At 36.1% G+C, this 19,500-nt stretch carries 19 protein-coding genes and 6 pseudogenes; 15 read left to right on the top strand and 10 right to left on the bottom strand.

Going from position 1 to position 19,500, the window contains the following annotated elements:
• The first annotated feature begins 86 nt into the window (after positions 1 to 86).
• The 4 genes and pseudogenes from NST16_RS07735 to NST16_RS07750 all read left to right on the top strand — a co-directional run.
• Positions 87 to 368: a hypothetical protein gene (locus NST16_RS07735; protein WP_340885393.1), complete on the top strand. Its 282-nt coding sequence runs from the start codon at positions 87 to 89 to the stop codon at positions 366 to 368.
• Between the two features lie 114 nt (positions 369 to 482).
• Complete coding sequence (locus tag NST16_RS07740) at positions 483 to 812, top strand: HIT domain-containing protein (RefSeq protein ID WP_168748021.1); 330 nt, start codon at positions 483 to 485, stop codon at positions 810 to 812.
• Between the two features lie 300 nt (positions 813 to 1,112).
• Positions 1,113 to 2,246, top strand: a complete 1,134-nt coding sequence (locus tag NST16_RS07745) for a hypothetical protein (RefSeq protein ID WP_340885399.1) — start codon at positions 1,113 to 1,115, stop codon at positions 2,244 to 2,246.
• Positions 2,247 to 2,255: 9 nt separating this feature from the next.
• Positions 2,256 to 2,513, top strand: a pseudogene (locus NST16_RS07750) (UV damage repair protein UvrX); the annotation flags it as partial.
• 41 nt (positions 2,514 to 2,554) lie between these two features.
• On the opposite strand, the gene NST16_RS07755 reads toward NST16_RS07750, so the two are convergent.
• From NST16_RS07755 to NST16_RS20810, 3 genes and pseudogenes are all read right to left on the bottom strand, one after another.
• Entirely contained in the window at positions 2,555 to 2,731 is a 177-nt protein-coding gene (locus NST16_RS07755) for an aspartate phosphatase (RefSeq protein WP_340885402.1), read from the bottom strand.
• Positions 2,721 to 2,822 (bottom strand): annotated as a pseudogene (locus NST16_RS07760) (tetratricopeptide repeat protein); the annotation flags it as partial. The gene NST16_RS07755 and the pseudogene NST16_RS07760, both read right to left, overlap by 11 nt.
• A 77-nt stretch (positions 2,823 to 2,899) precedes the next feature.
• Entirely contained in the window at positions 2,900 to 3,022 is a 123-nt protein-coding gene (locus NST16_RS20810; RefSeq protein WP_445684574.1) for a phage holin, read from the bottom strand.
• A 345-nt stretch (positions 3,023 to 3,367) separates the two neighbouring features.
• On the opposite strand from NST16_RS20810, the gene NST16_RS07765 reads away from it, so the two are divergent.
• Entirely contained in the window at positions 3,368 to 3,820 is a 453-nt protein-coding gene (locus tag NST16_RS07765) for a hypothetical protein (RefSeq protein ID WP_340885405.1), read from the top strand.
• Between the two features lie 79 nt (positions 3,821 to 3,899).
• Positions 3,900 to 4,046 (top strand): annotated as a pseudogene (locus tag NST16_RS07770) (hypothetical protein); the annotation flags it as partial.
• Positions 4,047 to 4,137: 91 nt separating this feature from the next.
• Here the strand turns inward: NST16_RS07770 and NST16_RS07775 are convergent.
• From NST16_RS07775 to NST16_RS07785, 3 genes and pseudogenes are all read right to left on the bottom strand, one after another.
• Positions 4,138 to 4,413, bottom strand: coding sequence for an LCI fold-containing protein (locus tag NST16_RS07775; RefSeq protein WP_340888314.1), 276 nt, complete (start codon positions 4,411 to 4,413; stop codon positions 4,138 to 4,140).
• A gap of 46 nt (positions 4,414 to 4,459) precedes the next feature.
• Positions 4,460 to 4,837: a YoqO family protein gene (locus tag NST16_RS07780; RefSeq protein WP_340888316.1), complete on the bottom strand. Its 378-nt coding sequence runs from the start codon at positions 4,835 to 4,837 to the stop codon at positions 4,460 to 4,462.
• A gap of 293 nt (positions 4,838 to 5,130) precedes the next feature.
• Positions 5,131 to 5,554: pseudogene (locus tag NST16_RS07785) on the bottom strand (ATP-dependent DNA ligase); the annotation flags it as partial.
• A 24-nt stretch (positions 5,555 to 5,578) separates the two neighbouring features.
• Here NST16_RS07785 and NST16_RS07790 point away from each other — a divergent pair.
• Positions 5,579 to 5,650 (top strand): annotated as a pseudogene (locus NST16_RS07790) (hypothetical protein); the annotation flags it as partial.
• Between the two features lie 210 nt (positions 5,651 to 5,860).
• A complete protein-coding gene (locus tag NST16_RS07795) occupies positions 5,861 to 6,502 on the top strand; it encodes a glycoside hydrolase family 11 protein (protein ID WP_010334513.1) in 642 nt (213 codons plus the stop codon).
• Positions 6,503 to 7,310: 808 nt separating this feature from the next.
• Here NST16_RS07795 and NST16_RS07800 read toward each other — a convergent pair.
• On the bottom strand, positions 7,311 to 7,550 hold the full coding sequence (locus tag NST16_RS07800; protein ID WP_340885409.1) for a hypothetical protein: 240 nt from the start codon (positions 7,548 to 7,550) through the stop codon (positions 7,311 to 7,313).
• Between the two features lie 183 nt (positions 7,551 to 7,733).
• Entirely contained in the window at positions 7,734 to 8,237 is a 504-nt protein-coding gene (locus NST16_RS07805; protein WP_010334512.1) for a DinB family protein, read from the bottom strand.
• 315 nt (positions 8,238 to 8,552) lie between these two features.
• Between NST16_RS07805 and NST16_RS07810 the strand changes: the two genes are divergently transcribed.
• Positions 8,553 to 9,173, top strand: coding sequence for a lytic polysaccharide monooxygenase auxiliary activity family 9 protein (locus NST16_RS07810; RefSeq protein ID WP_340888317.1), 621 nt, complete (start codon positions 8,553 to 8,555; stop codon positions 9,171 to 9,173).
• A gap of 516 nt (positions 9,174 to 9,689) precedes the next feature.
• Positions 9,690 to 10,086: pseudogene (locus NST16_RS07815) on the top strand (UPF0715 family protein).
• A gap of 12 nt (positions 10,087 to 10,098) precedes the next feature.
• Here the strand turns inward: NST16_RS07815 and NST16_RS07820 are convergent.
• The gene (locus NST16_RS07820; protein WP_061573089.1) at positions 10,099 to 10,329 is read right to left on the bottom strand and encodes a hypothetical protein; all 231 of its coding nucleotides are present in this window, start codon (positions 10,327 to 10,329) and stop codon (positions 10,099 to 10,101) included.
• 567 nt (positions 10,330 to 10,896) lie between these two features.
• Between NST16_RS07820 and NST16_RS07825 the strand changes: the two genes are divergently transcribed.
• The 3 genes from NST16_RS07825 to xynB all read left to right on the top strand — a co-directional run bounded on the left by NST16_RS07825 (position 10,897) and on the right by xynB (position 14,821).
• Positions 10,897 to 11,160, top strand: coding sequence for a hypothetical protein (locus tag NST16_RS07825; protein WP_010334507.1), 264 nt, complete (start codon positions 10,897 to 10,899; stop codon positions 11,158 to 11,160).
• A gap of 637 nt (positions 11,161 to 11,797) precedes the next feature.
• Entirely contained in the window at positions 11,798 to 13,189 is a 1,392-nt protein-coding gene (locus tag NST16_RS07830; protein WP_340885415.1) for an MFS transporter, read from the top strand.
• Between the two features lie 30 nt (positions 13,190 to 13,219).
• Positions 13,220 to 14,821, top strand: a complete 1,602-nt coding sequence (gene xynB / locus NST16_RS07835; RefSeq protein WP_340885418.1) for a xylan 1,4-beta-xylosidase — start codon at positions 13,220 to 13,222, stop codon at positions 14,819 to 14,821.
• A 171-nt stretch (positions 14,822 to 14,992) separates the two neighbouring features.
• Here xynB and xylR read toward each other — a convergent pair whose 3' ends face one another.
• Entirely contained in the window at positions 14,993 to 16,147 is a 1,155-nt protein-coding gene (xylR, locus tag NST16_RS07840; protein ID WP_340885421.1) for a transcriptional repressor XylR, read from the bottom strand.
• A 269-nt stretch (positions 16,148 to 16,416) separates the two neighbouring features.
• Here xylR and xylA point away from each other — a divergent pair, with 269 nt between their 5' ends.
• Both xylA and xylB read left to right on the top strand, forming a co-directional pair.
• Positions 16,417 to 17,754, top strand: coding sequence for a xylose isomerase (gene xylA / locus NST16_RS07845; protein WP_326197496.1), 1,338 nt, complete (start codon positions 16,417 to 16,419; stop codon positions 17,752 to 17,754).
• A gap of 158 nt (positions 17,755 to 17,912) precedes the next feature.
• Positions 17,913 to 19,412 (top strand): xylulokinase, encoded by a 1,500-nt coding sequence (gene xylB / locus NST16_RS07850; RefSeq protein WP_340885427.1) that lies wholly within the window; start codon positions 17,913 to 17,915, stop codon positions 19,410 to 19,412.
• Positions 19,413 to 19,500: the final 88 nt, after the last annotated feature.

Below are 19,500 nucleotides of genomic sequence, written 5' to 3' on the forward strand. Positions count from 1 at the left end.
GACTGCTTTTTTGTTTAGTGTGGCCATGGAAAATTGTAGTATAATAGTAATAAAATAATCATTTCATTCAGAGTTGGGTTTAGAATGTGCTTAAAGAAAGAGGTCAAATAGGTCAAGAATTTGACGCTGAAGAAATTGCCGAATATTTAAAGTCAAAGGGCTATAAACCAAAGCTTAATGTTAATCACTATCGAGATCACTTTGGTGGCTCTATAACCTTTTGGCCTAGACTTAGGAGATACTACATAGCTCTTATACAATCTGATAAGCAAGGGGATGGAGAACCGCTAAGCAGCAAAGGTGGCTTTACCCAATTAGGCATGGATTCAAAAGGAAAAGCAGAGAAAATAAATGATTCATGTGGTTGACCACTTTAAAGGATGGTATAGAACCAACAAAGAACCAAATACTTGAGAAGAGTATTTGGTTAATTTGTAATTGGCTATGATGATCAAATCTAAACACTATAAGGGGGATTAATAATGAGTGAAGACTTTTATTGCGATGAAGTATTAAGTGGAAAAACAAAAGTAAATAAAGTTTTAGAAACCGAGAATGTATTGGCGTATCATCATACAAGACCTTTTTGGCCCGTCCATATAGTTGCAATTCCTAAAAAGCATATTTCTTCTTTAATAACTTTGGAAGAAGAGGATAACGAGCTACTAGTTGAGTTGCTTGGTGTAATAAAAAAGGTTGCAGCTATGGTAACAAAAGAAAGCGGTTCTTGTAGAGTACTTACAAACTTGGGAAAGTATCAGGATTCGAAGCATCTACATTGGCATATAGCTTCGGGAGAGCCATTAAGATAAAAGAATCCTTTTAATCAAAAGGTGTGAAACTAAATGGATTTGTACACATTTATAATAGTTATTAATTGTTTAGCAGCTATAACTACCATTCTACTTACCTAAAATTCTACTGCTCTCAACTAGCATGGCGTTCTTGGAAAAAACAAGGACACGACATTGACAATATAAGTCCAATGGAATTAGTCAAATCAGACAATACGGTAATATTCCACCACAGAAAATGATGATTTAAACAAATCAGAAAAAGCCAAAACAATCGGATTAAAACCGATTGTTTTGTTGCTTCATAAGGAGGAAAAAATGAAAAGACTAAAGACCCTTTTTATTCTGGCGAGTATTCTTATAGTCACGTGTTCTTGTGATTTACAACCGACAGGAAATAAAACAGAAAGGAGCAGCAATCATAAAACTGAATTAAAAAATATAACCAAAGGAGACTTCATTGTTGGCTTTTCACACACATTAAACAGAGGTGCTGAGTTTGCTATATACAAAGAGAATGGATCAATACAGTATAGCATCTTAATAAAGGATGCTGTTAATCTTAGCACATCATCATACAATAAAGATGATACGTTTTTTTCTTCAAACAGAAGCAATAACCATTTTATGGTCAATAACAAAACTGGGCGTATTAAGAAATTTAATGATAAAAGCTTGTCTAAAGCAACCGAAGATGAAGGAGCTTTTTTCATTAACACTTCAGAGAATTATGTGTTACATGATATAAACGTTGGGTACACTGACTCAGGATTACAAGGTGAATTGGTTTATTGGAAAGATGACAAACAAAAGAAAAACCAAATTAAACTTGATGGAGAGATTGTTTCGGCACAAGTCCTTGATAATAAAATTTACGCTATTACTAGTGATGAAGAGAATATGTCCATCATCTCAATTAATCCCAAAACGAACAAGCAGGAAAAGAAGGCCTCCATTCCAAATAAAACAGTTTATTTCACAGATGATAAAGATGAATTCCAAATTTTTGATGAAAGAACATTTATGTTAGCTATTAATGATAATGTAAATGAAAAAGAAGCTTCAAAAATACTGTTGATTGATAAGGAGACATTAAAAACAAAAAAAGAAGTTGTAATGGAGAATGGATTCATACCAACAAAATTAAAAAGAATAAATGATGAGATTGTTGCTGTCTCATACAATGGAAAAGTTAGCTTTTTTGATGAAAATCTAAATAAGAAAAAATCTTTCAAATTTTATGCAGGCAATAGCGAAATGTTATTGAATGATATTAAATTTGATGATAGTAACATGTACGTCCTTATCAAAGGGTTTGACATGCAAAAAGAGAAAGTCTTAGGGGAAATAACCTCCTATGACTTAAAATCAGGGAAAAAGGTTAATACAACACCATTAAAAGCGAAAAAAGAATGGGAAATTGCACGTTTTGAATTATTGCATAATGAATAAGATTAATACTGCTTGATGCTCTTTCATACGTTTTACTCGGGTAAGACTGTGTGAAGTATCTCAGTCACACTATCAAATATTGAGGATGATGTTAATCAGCAGTTGAGTTTATTTGAAGTGAATAATGAAAAGAGAAGGAGACTCAGGTTTGTAATGGATGGGATTAGAAGCAAGTATGGATCGAAAGCCATTCTGAGAGCAGTCTCTTATACACCCGCAGGAACTGCACTTCACAGAGCTGGACTTACTGGGGGACATAAATCATAAAAATAACCCCCTCAATTTGGAGGGGGTATAAGAAAAACATATTAAGAAGTATGTCCTCTGCTTGCAATTTCATACGAATGACCATCAGTAAAACCAATACTGGCTGTATGTCCTCTGCGTGCTTCTTGGACATCTTTTTGAGTGTTAGTTAAATAATTGCTTACAAATCCAATTAAAACAATGGCTAAAATAAAGACAGATGCATGCTTAAGTTTCATAAAGACAATCCCCTCTCTGAATTTGTTTACGGGCATAAAGCACTTTCTCATAATAAGCAACAGCCACTTTATGGTCTCCTTTTTCATTGTATTACTTCGCTGCATCTCCCTTCTATATTAAATATCTAAATATGTAATATTTTATCATATTTAAATGAATAAGGAAGATTAATATAACTTAAAAAACGGAAAAACAAGAGATGGATAGGGGGTTTTTTTTGGTGAATCATATTCCAATGCCTGTTCACTATCAGACATTCCTTGAGTAGTTGGGCCAACAATATGACCCATTGGTTAAAGCAGTTAGGAGGGCATTAAATTTCTCTGTCAAATCGTCACCATATACAGTCAAATCATATTTCCTCTACAATTAACAGGCTTATCATAAAAATTTAAAAAGAGCTAAAAAAGTAGTAAACATAAGGATTTTTGATGCTTTATAAAACATAAACATGATGTTCACTCGAACAGAGGAAGTTAAGGAAATTTAAATACTTGTGCAAAGGGAGAAACAATAATTTAGGAAGAGCATTTTTCTGAAGGGATTAAATAAAAAAATGAAGTTTTAATTAAATACATATGAATAATCAATCCAGAAATCAGGAAAATTAACGAAAAAATTGTGAGGAACTATCAATGAAACAATTTATTTTAGTTTTATCCTTATTAAGTATGATTGTTGCCTATCCCCTTCAAACAAACGCCAGTCCAATGCCTTGCAGTGTAATACTGGAGCCGGTAAATAAAAATCTTAAAAATGCTAAAGGTGTAGCATTAATCTATAAGGTGCAATTGAACCCGCCGAGTGCTGCCAGAACCAATATAAGCATTCTTGCTGTCCATCTTCCTGCTCCTTCTTCTTTTGGAAATTACGACAGTTACGAAGGATTTGCTACTATACCAGGTGAGATTAGTTGGCGGTTTAAACTGTATCCTACTCCTGAGGAAGAGAGCCCTAGTTGGGCGGGAAGGTATGACTTAATTACAGCCGAAATGAAGAATGTTAAAGTTCAAGTTCGTCTTACTAATTCTAGAACTCAACAGTTGGGACCAAGTGTGTTAACGGATAATATTCAATCTTGTGATTAGAAGTTACTTGAAGGCACAAACGTGGTCAAACTTGGTTTGGATTGAAGTTTATGATTAAATCGATTATTTTGTCTAAGAGAAACCGATAAGCGGAGGATCAAATAAAAAGGTAGTCGCAATTTATGACTATAGGAATGAACCAGAGGAAGCTTTTTGGGTGCAATTATCGAATGGGGACGATCTGCTGTTTTTAGACAATGATGAGGTCGTTGTTATATACGAATAAACTTATGGTTCGAGGCACAAATATTTCAATCATACTCGAGAAGAAGTTCTTGAGGTTAAAAAAGGGAGCTAGAAGCCCCCAATTGCAATCTTTATATTCGTACACCTTCGTAATGGCCAATCCAATGTCCTTCTGAGATTTTTGTAATTCCTTTTAAATACCAGCGGATTCCGTCTTTTTCAAATGTGTTGGCAAAAATACCTGTAGTGCTAGGTAGATCCCATGTGATAGCTTGGGTTTTAAATTCATCATTTGTAACATTTGCAATTCCCTGATCCGGGCTTGTACTTGCAGCGTACGCTGGAAATGCTGAAACAAGTTTTTTGGGTTGCGCAGCGAGAAACAGAGGAAATGGAACCTGAGAAATTTGATATTACTTGTGATTTCATACATAAGAGACCACAAGGCAAGAGTTAAAACTCTTTACCATGAGGCGTTTTCCTTAACCGATTTGCAATAAGCTTCATTAAATTCACTGCAATAGATACCAATACAATGATCAAAGCGATCTCAAGTAAGATGATAAGTCCAATATTTACATTGTGGCTATCAAAGTAATCACCGGTCAAGGAAAGGAGCTGATATATACCTAGCATTAGAGTTATAAAGATTGCTCCTAATGCTATTAGAGATTTTTTAGAGAAATCCTTAGCATGTTCGAAATTATAAATCATCAAGAATACAAATAGAGAAACCATAGCAATTTCATGAGTAAACGAATCACTTGCTGAAAACCCTTGAACAATTAAGGAAACAATTAATCCAATTATTCCGATTCTTTTATTTAAGATATCACCTGCTTTTATGACCTATGTGTCAGCTTACCAATTAAAGGGGAGTTTCTCAAGATGATACTCTTTAAACTTAACTTAAAATTGTGATGCTATTTAGATTTCAAGGAGCTGAAAAATGAACTCTCTTTTATATGGCATTCATATGGCTGCCTCATTAATAAAGATGAAATGAAACTTGGAATAAAACATTTATTTAATAGAGAGTAACTAATTAATCTATGTACTAAATTTTTATTCAACTTTAAAGAGCTTGGCAGTAAGGAGTTATGTAACGGAAAGATTAAACTCTCATATTCATCAGATTCAGACTTTACTTGTTTCATAGAGTGGAACTTACTTCGTTCTGCATGTGGCATGAATTCCATAAACCCAGCTGCAGTTCCATCAGAGTAAGACAGAAGAAATGTTATATCCTTCTTGGTGTAGTCGGTTATGAGTACTTCAGTGTAATCGTAATTGATCACTTTGAGCTAATTATATGAACGTTTATTAATTTCATAATGGGGATCAGCTTTCTTGAGCACGATTCCCTCTAAATTCTTTTCTTTGGTCAGGTTGAAGTAAGCGAGTCCGTTTCCTTTGACTGTCCGTCTTTGTAGATAACATTGAAGACACAGTAACCAATAAATGATCTGATTTTTTGGACACGAAACGTTCCATTACAGCTTCAAAGGCACCACCTAGGGCAGCTAAAATGACTTCACAATCTCTAATGTATATCTCCTTTATATGAAATGGTTCAAATGGGGATTAATCGCAGATATTACTCCATCAGATTTAGAAACAAGAATTGCGATTCTACGAAAAAAGGATTAGGTTATGGTGAAACAAGATTACTTATAATGTAATTTTTGGGCCCTTGTAATTAAATTACAAATATTTGTAATATTCACTCATAAATTCATGGTATTATATTGAAGGGAACGATCAGAAGCTTTGGGGTAGTAATTAAGGATGTTTTAAATAGATACGAGTGCTACCTCATGTCAAAGTCAGAAAAAATATTATAGGAGGTAACATATGTTTAAGTTTACAAAGAAATTCTTAGTTGGGTTAACGGCAGCTTTGATGAGTATGAGCTTGTTTTCGGCAAACGCCTCTGCAGCTAATACAGACTACTGGCAAAATTGGACTGATGGGGGCGGAACAGTAAACGCTGTCAATGGGTCTGGCGGGAATTACAGTGTGAATTGGTCTAATACCGGAAATTTCGTTGTTGGTAAAGGTTGGACTACAGGTTCGCCATTTAGGACGATAAACTATAATGCCGGAGTTTGGGCGCCGAACGGCAATGCATATTTGACTTTATATGGTTGGACGCGATCCCCTCTCATAGAATATTATGTAGTGGATTCATGGGGTACTTATAGACCTACTGGAACGTATAAAGGTACGGTTTACAGTGATGGGGGTACATATGACGTATACACAACTACACGTTATGATGCACCTTCCATTGATGGCGATAAAACTACTTTTACGCAGTACTGGAGTGTTCGCCAGTCGAAGAGACCAACTGGAAGCAACGCTACAATCACTTTCAGCAATCACGTTAACGCATGGAAGAGATATGGGATGAATCTGGGTAGTAATTGGTCTTACCAAGTCTTAGCGACAGAGGGATATCGAAGTAGTGGAAGTTCTAACGTAACAGTGTGGTAACAGATCATCTTTAATCAGGGGTAGCTAACGGGCTGCTGATCGTTCCTTGAGAAGTTTTATAATCATTGTGATTGTGAGTTACTAAGAGGCGACAGTCTTTTAGTTGGAATTCTAATATATGCCTCGGGCATGGTAAATGATTATTAAAATCGTTAGTAATGGTTAAAGGTCGTTTTCTACTAGGCGAACGGCCTTGGCATTGCTGGTAGGGTATTCTCCATCAGGTTTTATAACTTTCCCTATAAGTTTAATGGAATAGTATTAAAATGAGAATGCTTTCAATTTTTTGCTCTTGCTCTCAACATACACCTTCATATAATCCTTCTTCATCAAATATAAGCCTTAAGCAAATTAAAAATATCTCGGTAGTTGAACCAGATCCTCAAAACGTTATCCTCGTTAAAGATGGGACTGTTAAGAACAAAAAGTCTAACTTTTATAAAAAGTTATCGAGCTTTTATATCGGCAAAAATGAGTTAACTTAAAAAGAGTGGACAGAAGCAACCTCCTCACAATTCAAAAACGATAAATTGCAGGTAGAAATGGTAAGTTGGTATATGCCAATGAATACTGTAATAAATTCAGTATCCAAGGAGGCTTAAAACCCTATTACAATATAATTAAGAATAACAAAGACTCTCATATTAAGGGTGAGTACAATAATTTAAATATGAAGTATCTTGTCAGGCACTAGGGTTTGCATTGGTCATCGTATTTTGCTGGATCTGATAGCTTTCTCATTACAGATAGAGGTGACCCAAAGGTCGCTGAATAGAGTTTAAACAAAAATCCTCCCTTTCTGGGAGGCTTAAAACGATATATTTACTAATGTGTAAACCAACGCAACGATGAACAAGAAATATGAAATATAAGAAATTGCTTTTGACGAACTTGCTTTATGTTTTCGGAAAGTATATATAAGTGCAAAGCCCAAAAAGAAAACAGTCACAAACCAAGAAGTGTATGGAGGAAAGATTGCGACCAACAACACCACCATCGTTGAAAAAATAAATGAAGAGTAATGAGTACCTTTTTGATCATTATTCAAAGAAATCACCTTAATAAATTTTTACCCATTTTAATGTGTATCAACACAATTTAAAAAGAGATTAAAAAAATGCCAGACATTATTTCTGATGTGAACAAAAGAAAAGAGCATGTTTTGAAAAAAATTGATCAACACATGCTTTTATATATTGTAATGGGTTAACTTCTTTATAAAAAAGTTTGCTTACATTTGCGGGGGTTCCAAACCAAATGTTGTCCATTCCTCTTTTGCTGGACCATAAATACCAGGAACAGTTAATCCTGCTTGTCTCATAAGAACAGTCATTTGTCCTCGGTGGTGATTTTGATGTTGAATCAAAAACATCAAAAGTGAACCATTTGGCAATTGTTGACCAATAAAGTTGATGCGTTCTTGAAGTGTATGATCAGTCCATTGGTTTTTTAATGCCTGTACAAATGCATTACTGGCTTGATGATAGCTGTCTGCTATAAACTGAGCCGAAGTAGGAACAGGGTAATCATCAGCAGGGGCATGAAATGTTAAGTCTGTATTTGAGGTAATGATGCGAATGGCTGCAACAGTATGCCAAGCAATACGGCCTAAAGTCCAATTTTGTGAAGTGATTTCTTGTTTAAGTGATTCATCAGTTAGACTATTTAGCAGTTTCTGTGTAGCATCGGCTTCGAACTCCCATGATTTCAAAAAATGGTCCAAGGTTTGAAACACAAAAATCCTCCTTAAGATTTTTTTTGTTTTCTTTTTACAGTTTCATTATACCTGCCCGTTTAGGTAAAAAGAACAAAACTTTAGACAAGAATGATTCAAGTAATAAATTGGTGAATCACTTTAAGAAGATACAGAACACATATATCGAGCCGCATGGTTAAATGATGCTGCATATGATATGTGTTTTGGAGTTGCCAAAGCAGAGATTGAAGAGTGTTTGCCATCAAAAATAAAGAAGGAGATTACCTGACATATAATGAATTATTATATCAGGAAAGAGAAAAATGTTGCAGCAAAGGGAGGAATGAGTTGGTAATGAAGGGTTTTATCAAAGGTGCTGTTCTAACTGCTGTTCTAGGTGTTGGTGCTACTTTATTTGCAGGTGATGTATCTGCACACGGGTATATAAAAGAACCTGCTAGCAGAGCGTACATGGGATCATTAGAAAAACAAATAATTGGTTGGACGGCAGCTGCACAAAAATATGGTTCCGTAATTGATAGTCCTCAATCGGTAGAAGGACAAAAAGGGTTTCCATCCGCGGGTCCACCAGATGGGAAAATTGCATCTGCAAATGGAGGTTCTGGTCAAATTGACTTTGGGCTAGACAGGCAGACTGCAGATCACTGGGTAAAACAAAACATACATGGGGGCCTAAACACCTTTACTTGGCACTATACTGCTCCTCACGCTACATCAAAGTGGCACTATTATATAACCAAGAAAGATTGGAATCCAAACAAACCATTAACAAGAGATGAGTTTGAATTAATTGGAACAGTAGATCACGATGGTTCAACGGCGGATACTAATCTTTCTCATAAGATTTATGTACCAACTGATCGCAGTGGTTATCATGTCATTCTAGGGGTGTGGGACGTTGCGGATACCTCTAATGCCTTTTATAATGTAATTGATGTAAACCTAATGCAATGATGTTAGCCTCCAACGACAAAACTTAATCCCATGGACAAGAATATGAGGCTTCATCAGAAAATTGCCACCGCATCTGGCACAGTGTTATCGCTGAGGTTTTAATAGCTGCCAATAGTTATGACTATACCGGTAAAAGCGATGAGTATATCCGATAAGCCATCACCAGCTTTACTGTAACAACGAAGGAAACTGTAACGAACCGGGAGGACACAGAGTGTTTGAGTGTGGAAGTTTCAGAATCATATACTGTGAAGCTACTTAGAGGAAGCTATACTATTGCCGATCGGTTAGATGTTCATGCATCTGCCGATCTTTTTTAAACTTTAATAGTTGTTTGCTCAATACATAGAATACTCAGATAAATTCACCATCTTCTCGAAATATACGGAAGAATTAATTTCATTGTTATCTGAAGCAACTATTGAAATTATTAATGACCCTAATGACGTGAAAATCGATGAAGATGTTGAACAATTCAATAACGGTTAAAAAGGATACATGGTAGGGGGTGCTGATTTGAGCCTCAATCAAAAGACGTTAAACAGTTATGTTTATACGCTGGTATTCTCAAGTTTGTCATATGGTCTAGTCTTTGGCTTGTATATGTTTGTTTATTCAGATTTTATGGCGATCGCATTAATCACAATAGGTATCATTGCATTCTACTCTTTTATCACTTACTTAATATTTGCTTTTCCTTTACAATTATTACTAAGAAGAAATCCCAGAAAGTTCAGTTTGATCCATTTTTTAATTTATACTGGCAGTAGCTTTTTTAGCTGTGTTCGTGTTCTTGTTTATTGATTATCCGCCTAGTGCTTTTACAGTGTTCAGGAGCTTACATTATTACATAATGAGCATTGCTGCTGCGTTAATTTATTGGTTCTGGGATTCCATATGCCTGCAGAAGTAGTTTATCTACAATTTAAATCATGTATTTCACAACGTTCACAACAAGTATAAAAGCCGCTGATCCGAACAACAAATACGCAGACCTTGTTTGTTTCTTTGAAAGTGTCTCCACTCCCATTAAAACAAAGAGAAGTGCAACCAATACTTGGAGAGAAAACAAGAGGAATGCACTTTGATGATATAAGGAATACACGCATAGGATTAAAGCTACACATGAGATCAAAATTTTTGAAGCTTTAAGCAAAGAACCACTCCTAGGAAGTTTTGTTAAACCATAACACGATATGAGCTTTTAGTGGGAGAGGCAAAGGGGTCATGATAAAAGAAGTGTTTTATTTAAAATTGGGGGATTTAACTTGAACATTTTTATTTGGATTGCCATGTTTATAGCTATTTTTGGCGGCTCTTATGCAGGTTACAAAAGGAATAAAAAGAAAGAACTTAAACAGGAAAAGTAAATGATATAAGTTTATGGAAATGGACTGTGAGATTCTTAAAGAGTATTAAGTTAAATGCTCTTTTCCATTCCACATCTCCGGCATTCAAGTAAGAATACACCGCTCTTTACAGAGGCTTTTGAATAAAACTAATCGCCTTTGTTGAGGGTAAGGAGTATTTATTTGTATAGGAATAGAGTGGAAAGAGGATGGTGAGTCAAAAAGCATGGCAGCTGAGAGGGTTTGTAGAGTGGGCTGCTATACTTGTAGACCTGTATCAAAAGCGGTTTAATAATGGAAACGGATTTAAAAAGGGGTGAAAAGCCATCAAAATATTAGTTGTGTTATCCAGTTTTATGGGAATTGTGTTATCAATGATTGGACAAATATTTGGAATCCTAACCGATTTCTTTATTCCAGGCATTGCTCGGTTTATAGGGGTATTAGCGGGTATTCTAGTGTTACTTAGTTTGAAGTCAAGAAATACAGAAATACAGGCTTTTATAGTAGGTTCAAGTACTGCGTTAGGAATAATGGGATCAGGAATTTTATATGTTCCAGCTGCGATTATCAATGTCTTCATTAGTTTCAAGCTAAACAAAAAGTTAAAAGAAGAGAACGTAAAGGAGCAGATCTGAATAGACTGCTTTTTTTAGGGCTACCATGGAAAATTGCAGGAATAAAATAATATTTTTATTCAAAGTGAGGTTTAGATTCAAAATTTTACAGGCTTCTTAGATATTAAACAAAATGGTATGAGGTACGATCATTACTTTGTCAGGTTTTTTTGAAGAGAATCATCAGGATATTTGAGAAACTGAGTGTATAAAAAAAGAAGGCGATCATCACCATTTGCTGCAGGGTGATTTAAATTTTCTGAAAAAGCATTGAAAAAGTGAATAGGATTATATAATATGAAGTCAAGTTAGTTTGTCCAATCAACAAACTAATGAAAGGTGCTTGTTTAGTTTCATAAGAAAACTAAGTATAAAGGGGGGGAATAAGAGGCTCGATCCAATTGGAGCTAAACAATATATAACACAAAAGAATGAATCTTTAAATTCTTTCCCGAGTATACGAGATATTACGAAAAAATGAATTTATTGCTTGCTGATACAGACCATTTTGTACGATGAAAAATGCTCTTTGAAATTAAACCACTTTGTGATTATTTGAAAGCGCTTTAATAAAGCACTTTCCAGCCGATGTGATTGAGAAATTTTTAAACCATTTCATACTGTTCCTTATTTAAGGATCGAAAAGGGAGGAAAAGTCATGATCAGTGAAAATTTAAGGAAGATTAGCATGACTGAAAAAGTTGGTTATGCTTCTGGAGATTTTGCATGTAATTTAATTTATGCAACGGTGTCTACCTATCTTTTGTTCTTCTACACCGATGTATTTGGTTTATCGGCTGCAGCAGCCGGCACCATGTTCTTAGTAGTTAGAATCATTGACGCTCTCGCTGATCCTTTTATTGGAACAATAGTAGACAGAACAAATAGCAAATTTGGACGCTTTCGACCGTATCTTTTATTTGGAGCTTTCCCATTTGTAGTACTTGCAATACTCTGTTTTACAACTCCAGATTTCTCAGATATGGGGAAATTAATATATGCCTATATGACCTATGTTGGCTTGTCGCTTACATACACAACAATAAACGTTCCATATGGCGCGTTAACTTCTGCAATGACCAGAAATAATCAAGAAGTTGTTAGTATAACATCTGTTCGTATGTTATTTGCGAATCTTGGGGGACTTGTCGTTGCATTTTTTGTTCCCTTATTGGCTGCTTATTTAAGCGATACTTCCGGCAACGAATCTCTTGGCTGGCAGCTAACCATGGGTATTTTGGGAATGATAGGTGGGTGCCTTTTAATCTTTTGTTTTAAAAGCACAAAAGAGCGTGTCACTCTTCAAAAGTCTGAGGAGAAAATTAAATTATCGGATATATTTGAGCAATTTCATGTGAATCGTCCACTTGTTGTATTAAGCATTTTCTTTATTATTATTTTTGGAGTGAATTCAATAAGTAATTCAGTTGGCATCTATTACGTAACATATAACTTAGGAAGAGAGGATTTAGTGAAGTGGTACGGTTTGATTGGAAGTTTGCCTGCTTTGGTCATTTTACCGTTTATTCCAAGGCTTCACAAATTCTTGGGGAAGAAAAAACTACTAAACTATGCATTATTACTGAATATTATCGGCCTCTTAGCTTTATTATTTGTTCCGTCAAGTAATGTATATCTTATCCTCTTCTTTCGATTAATTGCTGCTGCTGGAAGTATCACCGCCGGGGGATATATGTGGGCGCTCATTCCTGAAACAATAGAATATGGAGAGTATAGGACTGGGAAAAGAATGGGTGGGCTCATTTATGCTATTATCGGATTTTTCTTTAAATTCGGTATGGCACTGGGAGGGATTGTTCCTGGATTGGTTCTAGATAAGTTTGGATACGTGGCAAATCAAACACAAACCCCGGAGGCATTAACGGGAATTTTAATTACAGCAACTATCATTCCAGTATTCTTGCTGGTTCTAGCCATGATTGATATTAATTTCTATAATTTAGATGAAGAGAAATACAAAAAAATGGTACGAGAATTAGAGAATAGAGATAAAGTTTATTTGGATAATATCGAGGAATTCAAGGCTTAAATAAAAGAAAATGGCTGAGGAGGAGTTCAAATGAAGATTATTAATCCAGTACTTAAAGGATTCAATCCCGATCCAAGTATTTGTAAGGTAGGAGAGGATTATTATATCGCTGTCTCTACATTTGAGTGGTTTCCAGGTGTCCAGATACACCATTCAAAAGATTTAGTGAATTGGCGTTTAGTCGCACATCCGTTACAGAGAGTTTCACAATTAGACATGAAAGGAAACCCTAATTCAGGCGGGGTTTGGGCGCCATGTTTAAGTTATAGTGACGGAAAGTTTTGGCTAATCTATACGGATGTTAAGGTAGTAGAGGGCGCTTGGAAAGATTGTCATAATTATTTAGTTACTTGTGAAACGGTTAATGGTGATTGGGGGGACCCAATCAAATTAAATAGCTCAGGATTTGATGCTTCTTTGTTCCATGATACGGATGGAAAAAAATATTTATTAAATATGTTATGGGATCAGCGTATTGACCGGCATTCATTTGGAGGAATTGTTATACAGGAATATTCTGATGAGGAGAAAAAATTAATTGGTAAGCCGAAAGTTATTTTTAAAGGAACCGATAGAAAACTAACAGAAGCTCCGCACCTTTATCATATTGGGAACTATTATTATTTATTAACTGCAGAAGGAGGAACACGGTTTGAACACGCTGCAACAATGGCCCGCTCTACAAATATAGAGGGTCCATATGAAGTTCATCCCGATAATCCAATCTTAACGTCATGGCATGACCCTGGAAATCCATTGCAAAAATGTGGTCATGCATCCATTGTTCAAACACATACAGGTGAGTGGTATTTGGCTCATTTAACGGGACGTCCTATTCATCCTGACCATGATTCAATTTATCAGCAGAGAGGATATTGTCCTTTAGGCAGAGAAACTGCTATTCAAAAACTCTATTGGAAAGATGAATGGCCTTATGTAGTAGGTGGAAAAGAAGGAAGCTTGGAGGTAGAAGCACCTTCTATACCCGAAACAATGTTCGAAGCAACGTACCCGGAAGTTGATGAATTTGAGGATTCAACATTAAATATAAATTTTCAAACTTTAAGGATTCCTTTTACGAATGAATTAGGTTCATTGACTCAGGTGCCAAATCATTTACGATTATACGGTCATGAATCATTAACCTCGACATTTACTCAGGCATTTGTAGCCAGACGTTGGCAAAGTCTCCATTTTGAAGCGGAAACTGCTGTAGAGTTTTACCCGGAGAATTTTCAACAAGCCGCTGGATTGGTGAACTATTACAATACTGAGAACTGGACGGCTCTTCAAGTTACGCATGATGAAGAACTTGGCCGTATTCTTGAATTAACAATATGTGATAACTTTTCTTTTTCTCAACCATTAAAAAATAAAATTACTATTCCTCGTGAAGTAAAGTATGTATATTTAAGAGTAAATATTGAAAAGGAAAAGTATTATTATTTCTATTCTTTTAACAACGAAGATTGGCTCAAAATTGACATTGCATTGGAATCGAAAAAATTATCTGATGACTACATCCGTGGGGGAGGGTTCTTCACAGGAGCCTTTGTAGGGATGCAATGTCAAGATACCAGTGGTAATCATATTCCGGCCGACTTTAGATATTTTCGCTATAAAGAAAAATAATTTTTGCATGAAAAAAGGAGACTTCTATTTGAGAACTCCTTTTTTCATATTAGAGGGTGTCATATGCAAATATGCCTTCAGAAATACTCCTATTCAGCTTTAAAATAACAAAACAAAAGAGCTCATCTAAAGATGAGCTAGAACATAGGGATTTGACATTTTAATCATAAATTACATTGTAATCATATCTAGAAAATGATCAATAACAATGGAGGACATTCCTAATGCTGGCGCATTTTTTCCTAAGAAAGAAGGCAATAATTCATAGCTATTGCCTAATTGGGAATAAACCCTGGACGACACTTCGCTTCTAATTGAATTTAGTACCATAGGATGCGATTCAATTATGCTGTTTCTTAAAATGATGGCTTGTGGATTGAATGTATTTAGAATATTGGTAAGGCCTACTCCTAAATAAAATCCAAAAGACTGTAATGCATTTAAAGTGCCGATATCATTCAGATGGGCGAGGTCTATGATCTCTTGATAGGACACTTTTTTCTCTTTAGTCTGAAGAGATTTTAATAAAGCCTTCTCTGAAGCATACAATTCCCAGCAACCCCGGTTTCCGCAACTGCATTTAGGACCATTAAAGTCTATTGTCATATGTCCCATTTCTCCGGAGAATCCGCTTATCCCTCTATATAAATCATTATTGATAATAACACCAATCCCTATCCCTGTACTGATACTTGCATATATAATGTTATCGTGATTTTTTGCAGCACCAAATACTTTTTCTCCATATGCGCCGGCATTTGCCTCATTTTCAATAAAAACGGGCACATTGAACTTCTCTTGTATGAAAGACTTTAAGTCAATATCTCTCCAGTTGGAGTTCGGAGTGAAAACAATTTTTTGATTTTTATCAACTAGTCCAGGCACGCATATGCCTATACCTATAAGCCTGTACGGAGATTGTGGCATATGCGTAATAAAGTGATGAATCATATCAATTAAAACATCTTTGGTTATTTCTGGAGAATCCGTTTCCAAATGGTGGTGTTGATCAAGAACGATCGTTCCTTCAAGGTCTGTTAAAATGCCATTAATATAATCCACACCAACATCTATTCCTATGGAGTATCCCGCCTTTTTATTAAAAACAAGCATGACAGGTCTTCTTCCGCCACTTGATTGTCCTTGACCGATTTCAAATACAAGATTTTCTTTCATCAGGGTGTTTACCTGTGATGAAACAGTTGATTTATTTAATCCAGTCATTTCAGATAATTTTGCTCTTGAAATAGGTGAATTCTTAAGAATTTCTTTTAATAATAGCTTTTGATTTACTTTTTTGACAAAGGTTTGATCAGCGATATCCACTTCATCCACTCCAATTGTATAAACTTTATATTAAGTTACATGTTTTCGGTTTCAGTATGAGACATAGTACATAGCTAATTTACCTTTATTATATCTAATGTGTTCATGAAAAACTTAAAAAAATATTGAAAATACTGATGAGGTTATATAAAATTAAAATAAGTTAGTTTGTTTGGGCAACAAACTAATATGCAACTTACTTACTTTATGAAATAAAAATGCTGAATTGTATGATCATGTTTTGAATTTATTTTTAAGGGGGAAATAAGATGGCTCAAACTCATTCTAGTTCAGTCAACTATTTTGGAAGCGTAAACAAAGTGGTTTACGAAGGGAAAGATTCCACTAATCCTTTAGCATTTAAATATTATAATTCTGAAGAAGTAATCGGCGGAAAAACGATGAAAGAGCATTTGCGTTTTTCTATTGCCTATTGGCACACATTTACCGCTGACGGCACAGACGTTTTTGGGGCAGCTACGATGCAAAGACCATGGGATCACTATAAAGGAATGGATCTGGCGAAGGCGAGAGTAGAAGCAGCTTTTGAGATGTTTGAAAAACTGGATGCACCATTTTTTGCTTTTCATGACCGAGATGTTGCGCCAGAAGGAAATACGTTAAAAGAAACGAATCAAAATTTAGATATCATCGTGGGCATGATTAAAGATTACATGAGCAATAGCAACGTTAAGCTATTATGGAATACTGCAAACATGTTTACGAATCCCCGTTTTGTCCATGGTGCCGCAACTTCCTGCAATGCAGATGTGTTTGCGTATGCTGCAGCACAAGTAAAAAAAGGGTTAGAAACAGCAAAAGAGCTTGGCGCCGAGAACTATGTATTTTGGGGCGGCCGTGAAGGATATGACACATTGTTAAATACCGATTTAAAATTGGAGCTTGATAATTTGGCGAGATTTATGCATATGGCAGTGGATTATGCGAAGGAAATCGGATATACAGGACAGTTTTTGATTGAACCAAAACCAAAAGAGCCGACCACTCATCAATATGATACAGATGCAGCAACAACCATTGCCTTTTTAAAGCAATATGGCTTAGACAATCATTTTAAATTAAATCTCGAAGCCAATCATGCCACATTAGCCGGGCATACTTTTGAACATGAATTACGGATGGCAAGAGTACACGGTCTTCTTGGCTCTGTTGACGCGAATCAGGGTGATCCTCTTTTAGGCTGGGATACAGATGAATTTCCGACAGATTTATATTCTACGACATTAGCAATGTACGAAATCCTGCAAAATGGCGGCCTTGGACGCGGCGGATTAAACTTCGACGCGAAGGTTAGAAGATCTTCTTTTGAGCCTGATGATCTAATATATTCCCATGTTGCGGGGATGGATGCATTTGCAAGAGGATTGAGAGTAGCCCATAAATTGATCGAAGATCGTGTGTTTGATGATGTGATTCAACATCGTTATCGCAGCTTTACTGAAGGAATTGGTCTTGAAATTACAGAAGGAAGAGCTAATTTCCATACTCTTGAGCAATATGCGCTTAATAATAAATCAATTCAAAACGAATCAGGAAGACAAGAGCGATTAAAAGCTATATTGAACCAATACATTTTAGAAGTATAACAGATAAAGAGAATCACGATAAAAAGGTATGATACCCAAGTTACCTGAGGCTGCCCGTCATGATTTCTTACCTTTTGCTTATTGTTATGACGGGTACTTTCTATAATTGGGTTTTATTTTGAGTGAATGGATTTTTTATAAGGGTAAGGGGTGAAAAAATGAAGTATGTCATTGGAGTAGATATTGGAACGAGTGCTGTTAAAACGATTTTAGTCAATCAAAACGGTAAGGTTTGTGCAGAAACGTCGAAGAGTTATCCGCTCATTCAAGAGAAGGCAGGGTATAGTGAGCAAAATCCCGAAGACTGGGTGCAGCAAACAATTGATGCATTGGCTGAATTGGTTTCCATATCCAACGTTCAAGCCAAGGATATTGACGGGATAAGCTATTCAGGACAAATGCATGGGTTAGTCCTGCTTGACCAAGACTTAAAGGTGTTGCGTCATGCAATTCTTTGGAATGACACCAGAACGACACCTCAATGTATTTCGATGACTGAGAATTTTGGCGATTATCTGCTTGATATCACAAAAAACCGAGTTTTAGAAGGGTTTACATTACCTAAAATTTTATGGGTGAAGGAACATGAGCCTGAACTTTTTAAAAGAACAGCTGTTTTTTTGCTTCCGAAAGACTATGTGAGATTTCGTATGACTGGTGCCATTCACACCGAATACTCCGATGCAGCAGGAACGCTGCTTTTACATATTACTCGCAAGGAGTGGAGCGTTGATATTTGCAATCGATTTGGTATTTCTGCAGATATTTGTCCTCCGCTTGTTGAATCTCATGATTGTGTAGGATCGCTGCTTCCGCACGTTGCGGCGGAGACAGGGCTATTGGAAAAAACAAAAGTATACGCCGGGGGAGCTGATAATGCTTGCGGTGCTATTGGAGCGGGTATTCTTTCTTCCGAAAAAACACTATGCAGTATTGGGACGTCAGGGGTCATACTTTCCCACGAAGAAGACAAAGAAAGAGACTTTAAAGGGAAAGTGCACTTTTTTAATCATGGAAAAAAGGATTCTTTTTATACAATGGGAGTCACACTCGCTGCAGGGTACAGCTTGGACTGGTTTAAAAGAACGTTTGCACCAAACGAATCGTTTGAGCAATTATTGCAGGGAGTGGAATCTATTCCGATAGGAGCCAATGGACTGCTATACACTCCTTATTTGGTTGGTGAAAGAACGCCACATGCTGATTCTTCTATTCGGGGAAGCTTGATCGGAATGGATGGAGCCCACAAAAGAGAGCATTTTTTGAGGGCAATAATGGAAGGCATCACATTCTCTTTACATGAATCAATTGAGCTATTCCGCGAAGCGGGAAAATCAGTAAATACTGTTATTTCTATTGGTGGGGGAGCTAAAAATGAAACGTGGCTGCAAATGCAAGCTGATATTTTCAATGCGAGCGTGATTAAGTTAGAAAATGAACAAGGCCCAGCCATGGGGGCTGCTATGCTAGCTGCCTTTGGAAGTGGGTGGTTTGAATCCCTTGAAGAATGTGCAGAGCAGTTTATTCACAAGGCTTCTACATTTTATCCCAAGGAACAGAATGTTCAACAATATAAAACGCTATTCGATTTATATAAGAAAATTTACACTCACACTAAGGATCTCAATACAGCTTTGAAGGGCTTTCGAACAAACTAATGATTAGTGAGGGCCGGTAAGCGTTTATATTTTCCAGGAGATCAATGAAAGAACAATTAACGACGCATCATGATCATAAGCCCCTTTA

Origin of the sequence: Bacillus sp. FSL K6-1005 (assembly GCF_038000225.1) — a bacterium.
Classification (GTDB): Bacteria; Bacillota; Bacilli; order Bacillales; family Bacillaceae; genus Bacillus; species Bacillus mojavensis.

What these genes read in the sequence shown, in the direction of transcription:
- NST16_RS07740 (WP_168748021.1), top strand. Translation starts at nt 483, where the DNA reads ATGAGTGAAGACTTTTATTGCGATGAAGTATTAAGTGGAAAAACAAAA.
- NST16_RS07745 (WP_340885399.1), top strand. Translation starts at nt 1,113, where the DNA reads ATGAAAAGACTAAAGACCCTTTTTATTCTGGCGAGTATTCTTATAGTC.
- NST16_RS07755 (WP_340885402.1), bottom strand. Translation starts at nt 2,731, where the DNA reads ATGAAACTTAAGCATGCATCTGTCTTTATTTTAGCCATTGTTTTAATT.
- NST16_RS20810 (WP_445684574.1), bottom strand. Translation starts at nt 3,022, where the DNA reads ATGGGTCATATTGTTGGCCCAACTACTCAAGGAATGTCTGATAGTGAA.
- NST16_RS07765 (WP_340885405.1), top strand. Translation starts at nt 3,368, where the DNA reads ATGAAACAATTTATTTTAGTTTTATCCTTATTAAGTATGATTGTTGCC.
- NST16_RS07795 (WP_010334513.1), top strand. Translation starts at nt 5,861, where the DNA reads ATGTTTAAGTTTACAAAGAAATTCTTAGTTGGGTTAACGGCAGCTTTG.
- NST16_RS07810 (WP_340888317.1), top strand. Translation starts at nt 8,553, where the DNA reads ATGAAGGGTTTTATCAAAGGTGCTGTTCTAACTGCTGTTCTAGGTGTT.
- NST16_RS07825 (WP_010334507.1), top strand. Translation starts at nt 10,897, where the DNA reads ATGATTGGACAAATATTTGGAATCCTAACCGATTTCTTTATTCCAGGC.
- NST16_RS07830 (WP_340885415.1), top strand. Translation starts at nt 11,798, where the DNA reads ATGATCAGTGAAAATTTAAGGAAGATTAGCATGACTGAAAAAGTTGGT.
- xynB (WP_340885418.1), top strand. Translation starts at nt 13,220, where the DNA reads ATGAAGATTATTAATCCAGTACTTAAAGGATTCAATCCCGATCCAAGT.
- xylA (WP_326197496.1), top strand. Translation starts at nt 16,417, where the DNA reads ATGGCTCAAACTCATTCTAGTTCAGTCAACTATTTTGGAAGCGTAAAC.
- xylB (WP_340885427.1), top strand. Translation starts at nt 17,913, where the DNA reads ATGAAGTATGTCATTGGAGTAGATATTGGAACGAGTGCTGTTAAAACG.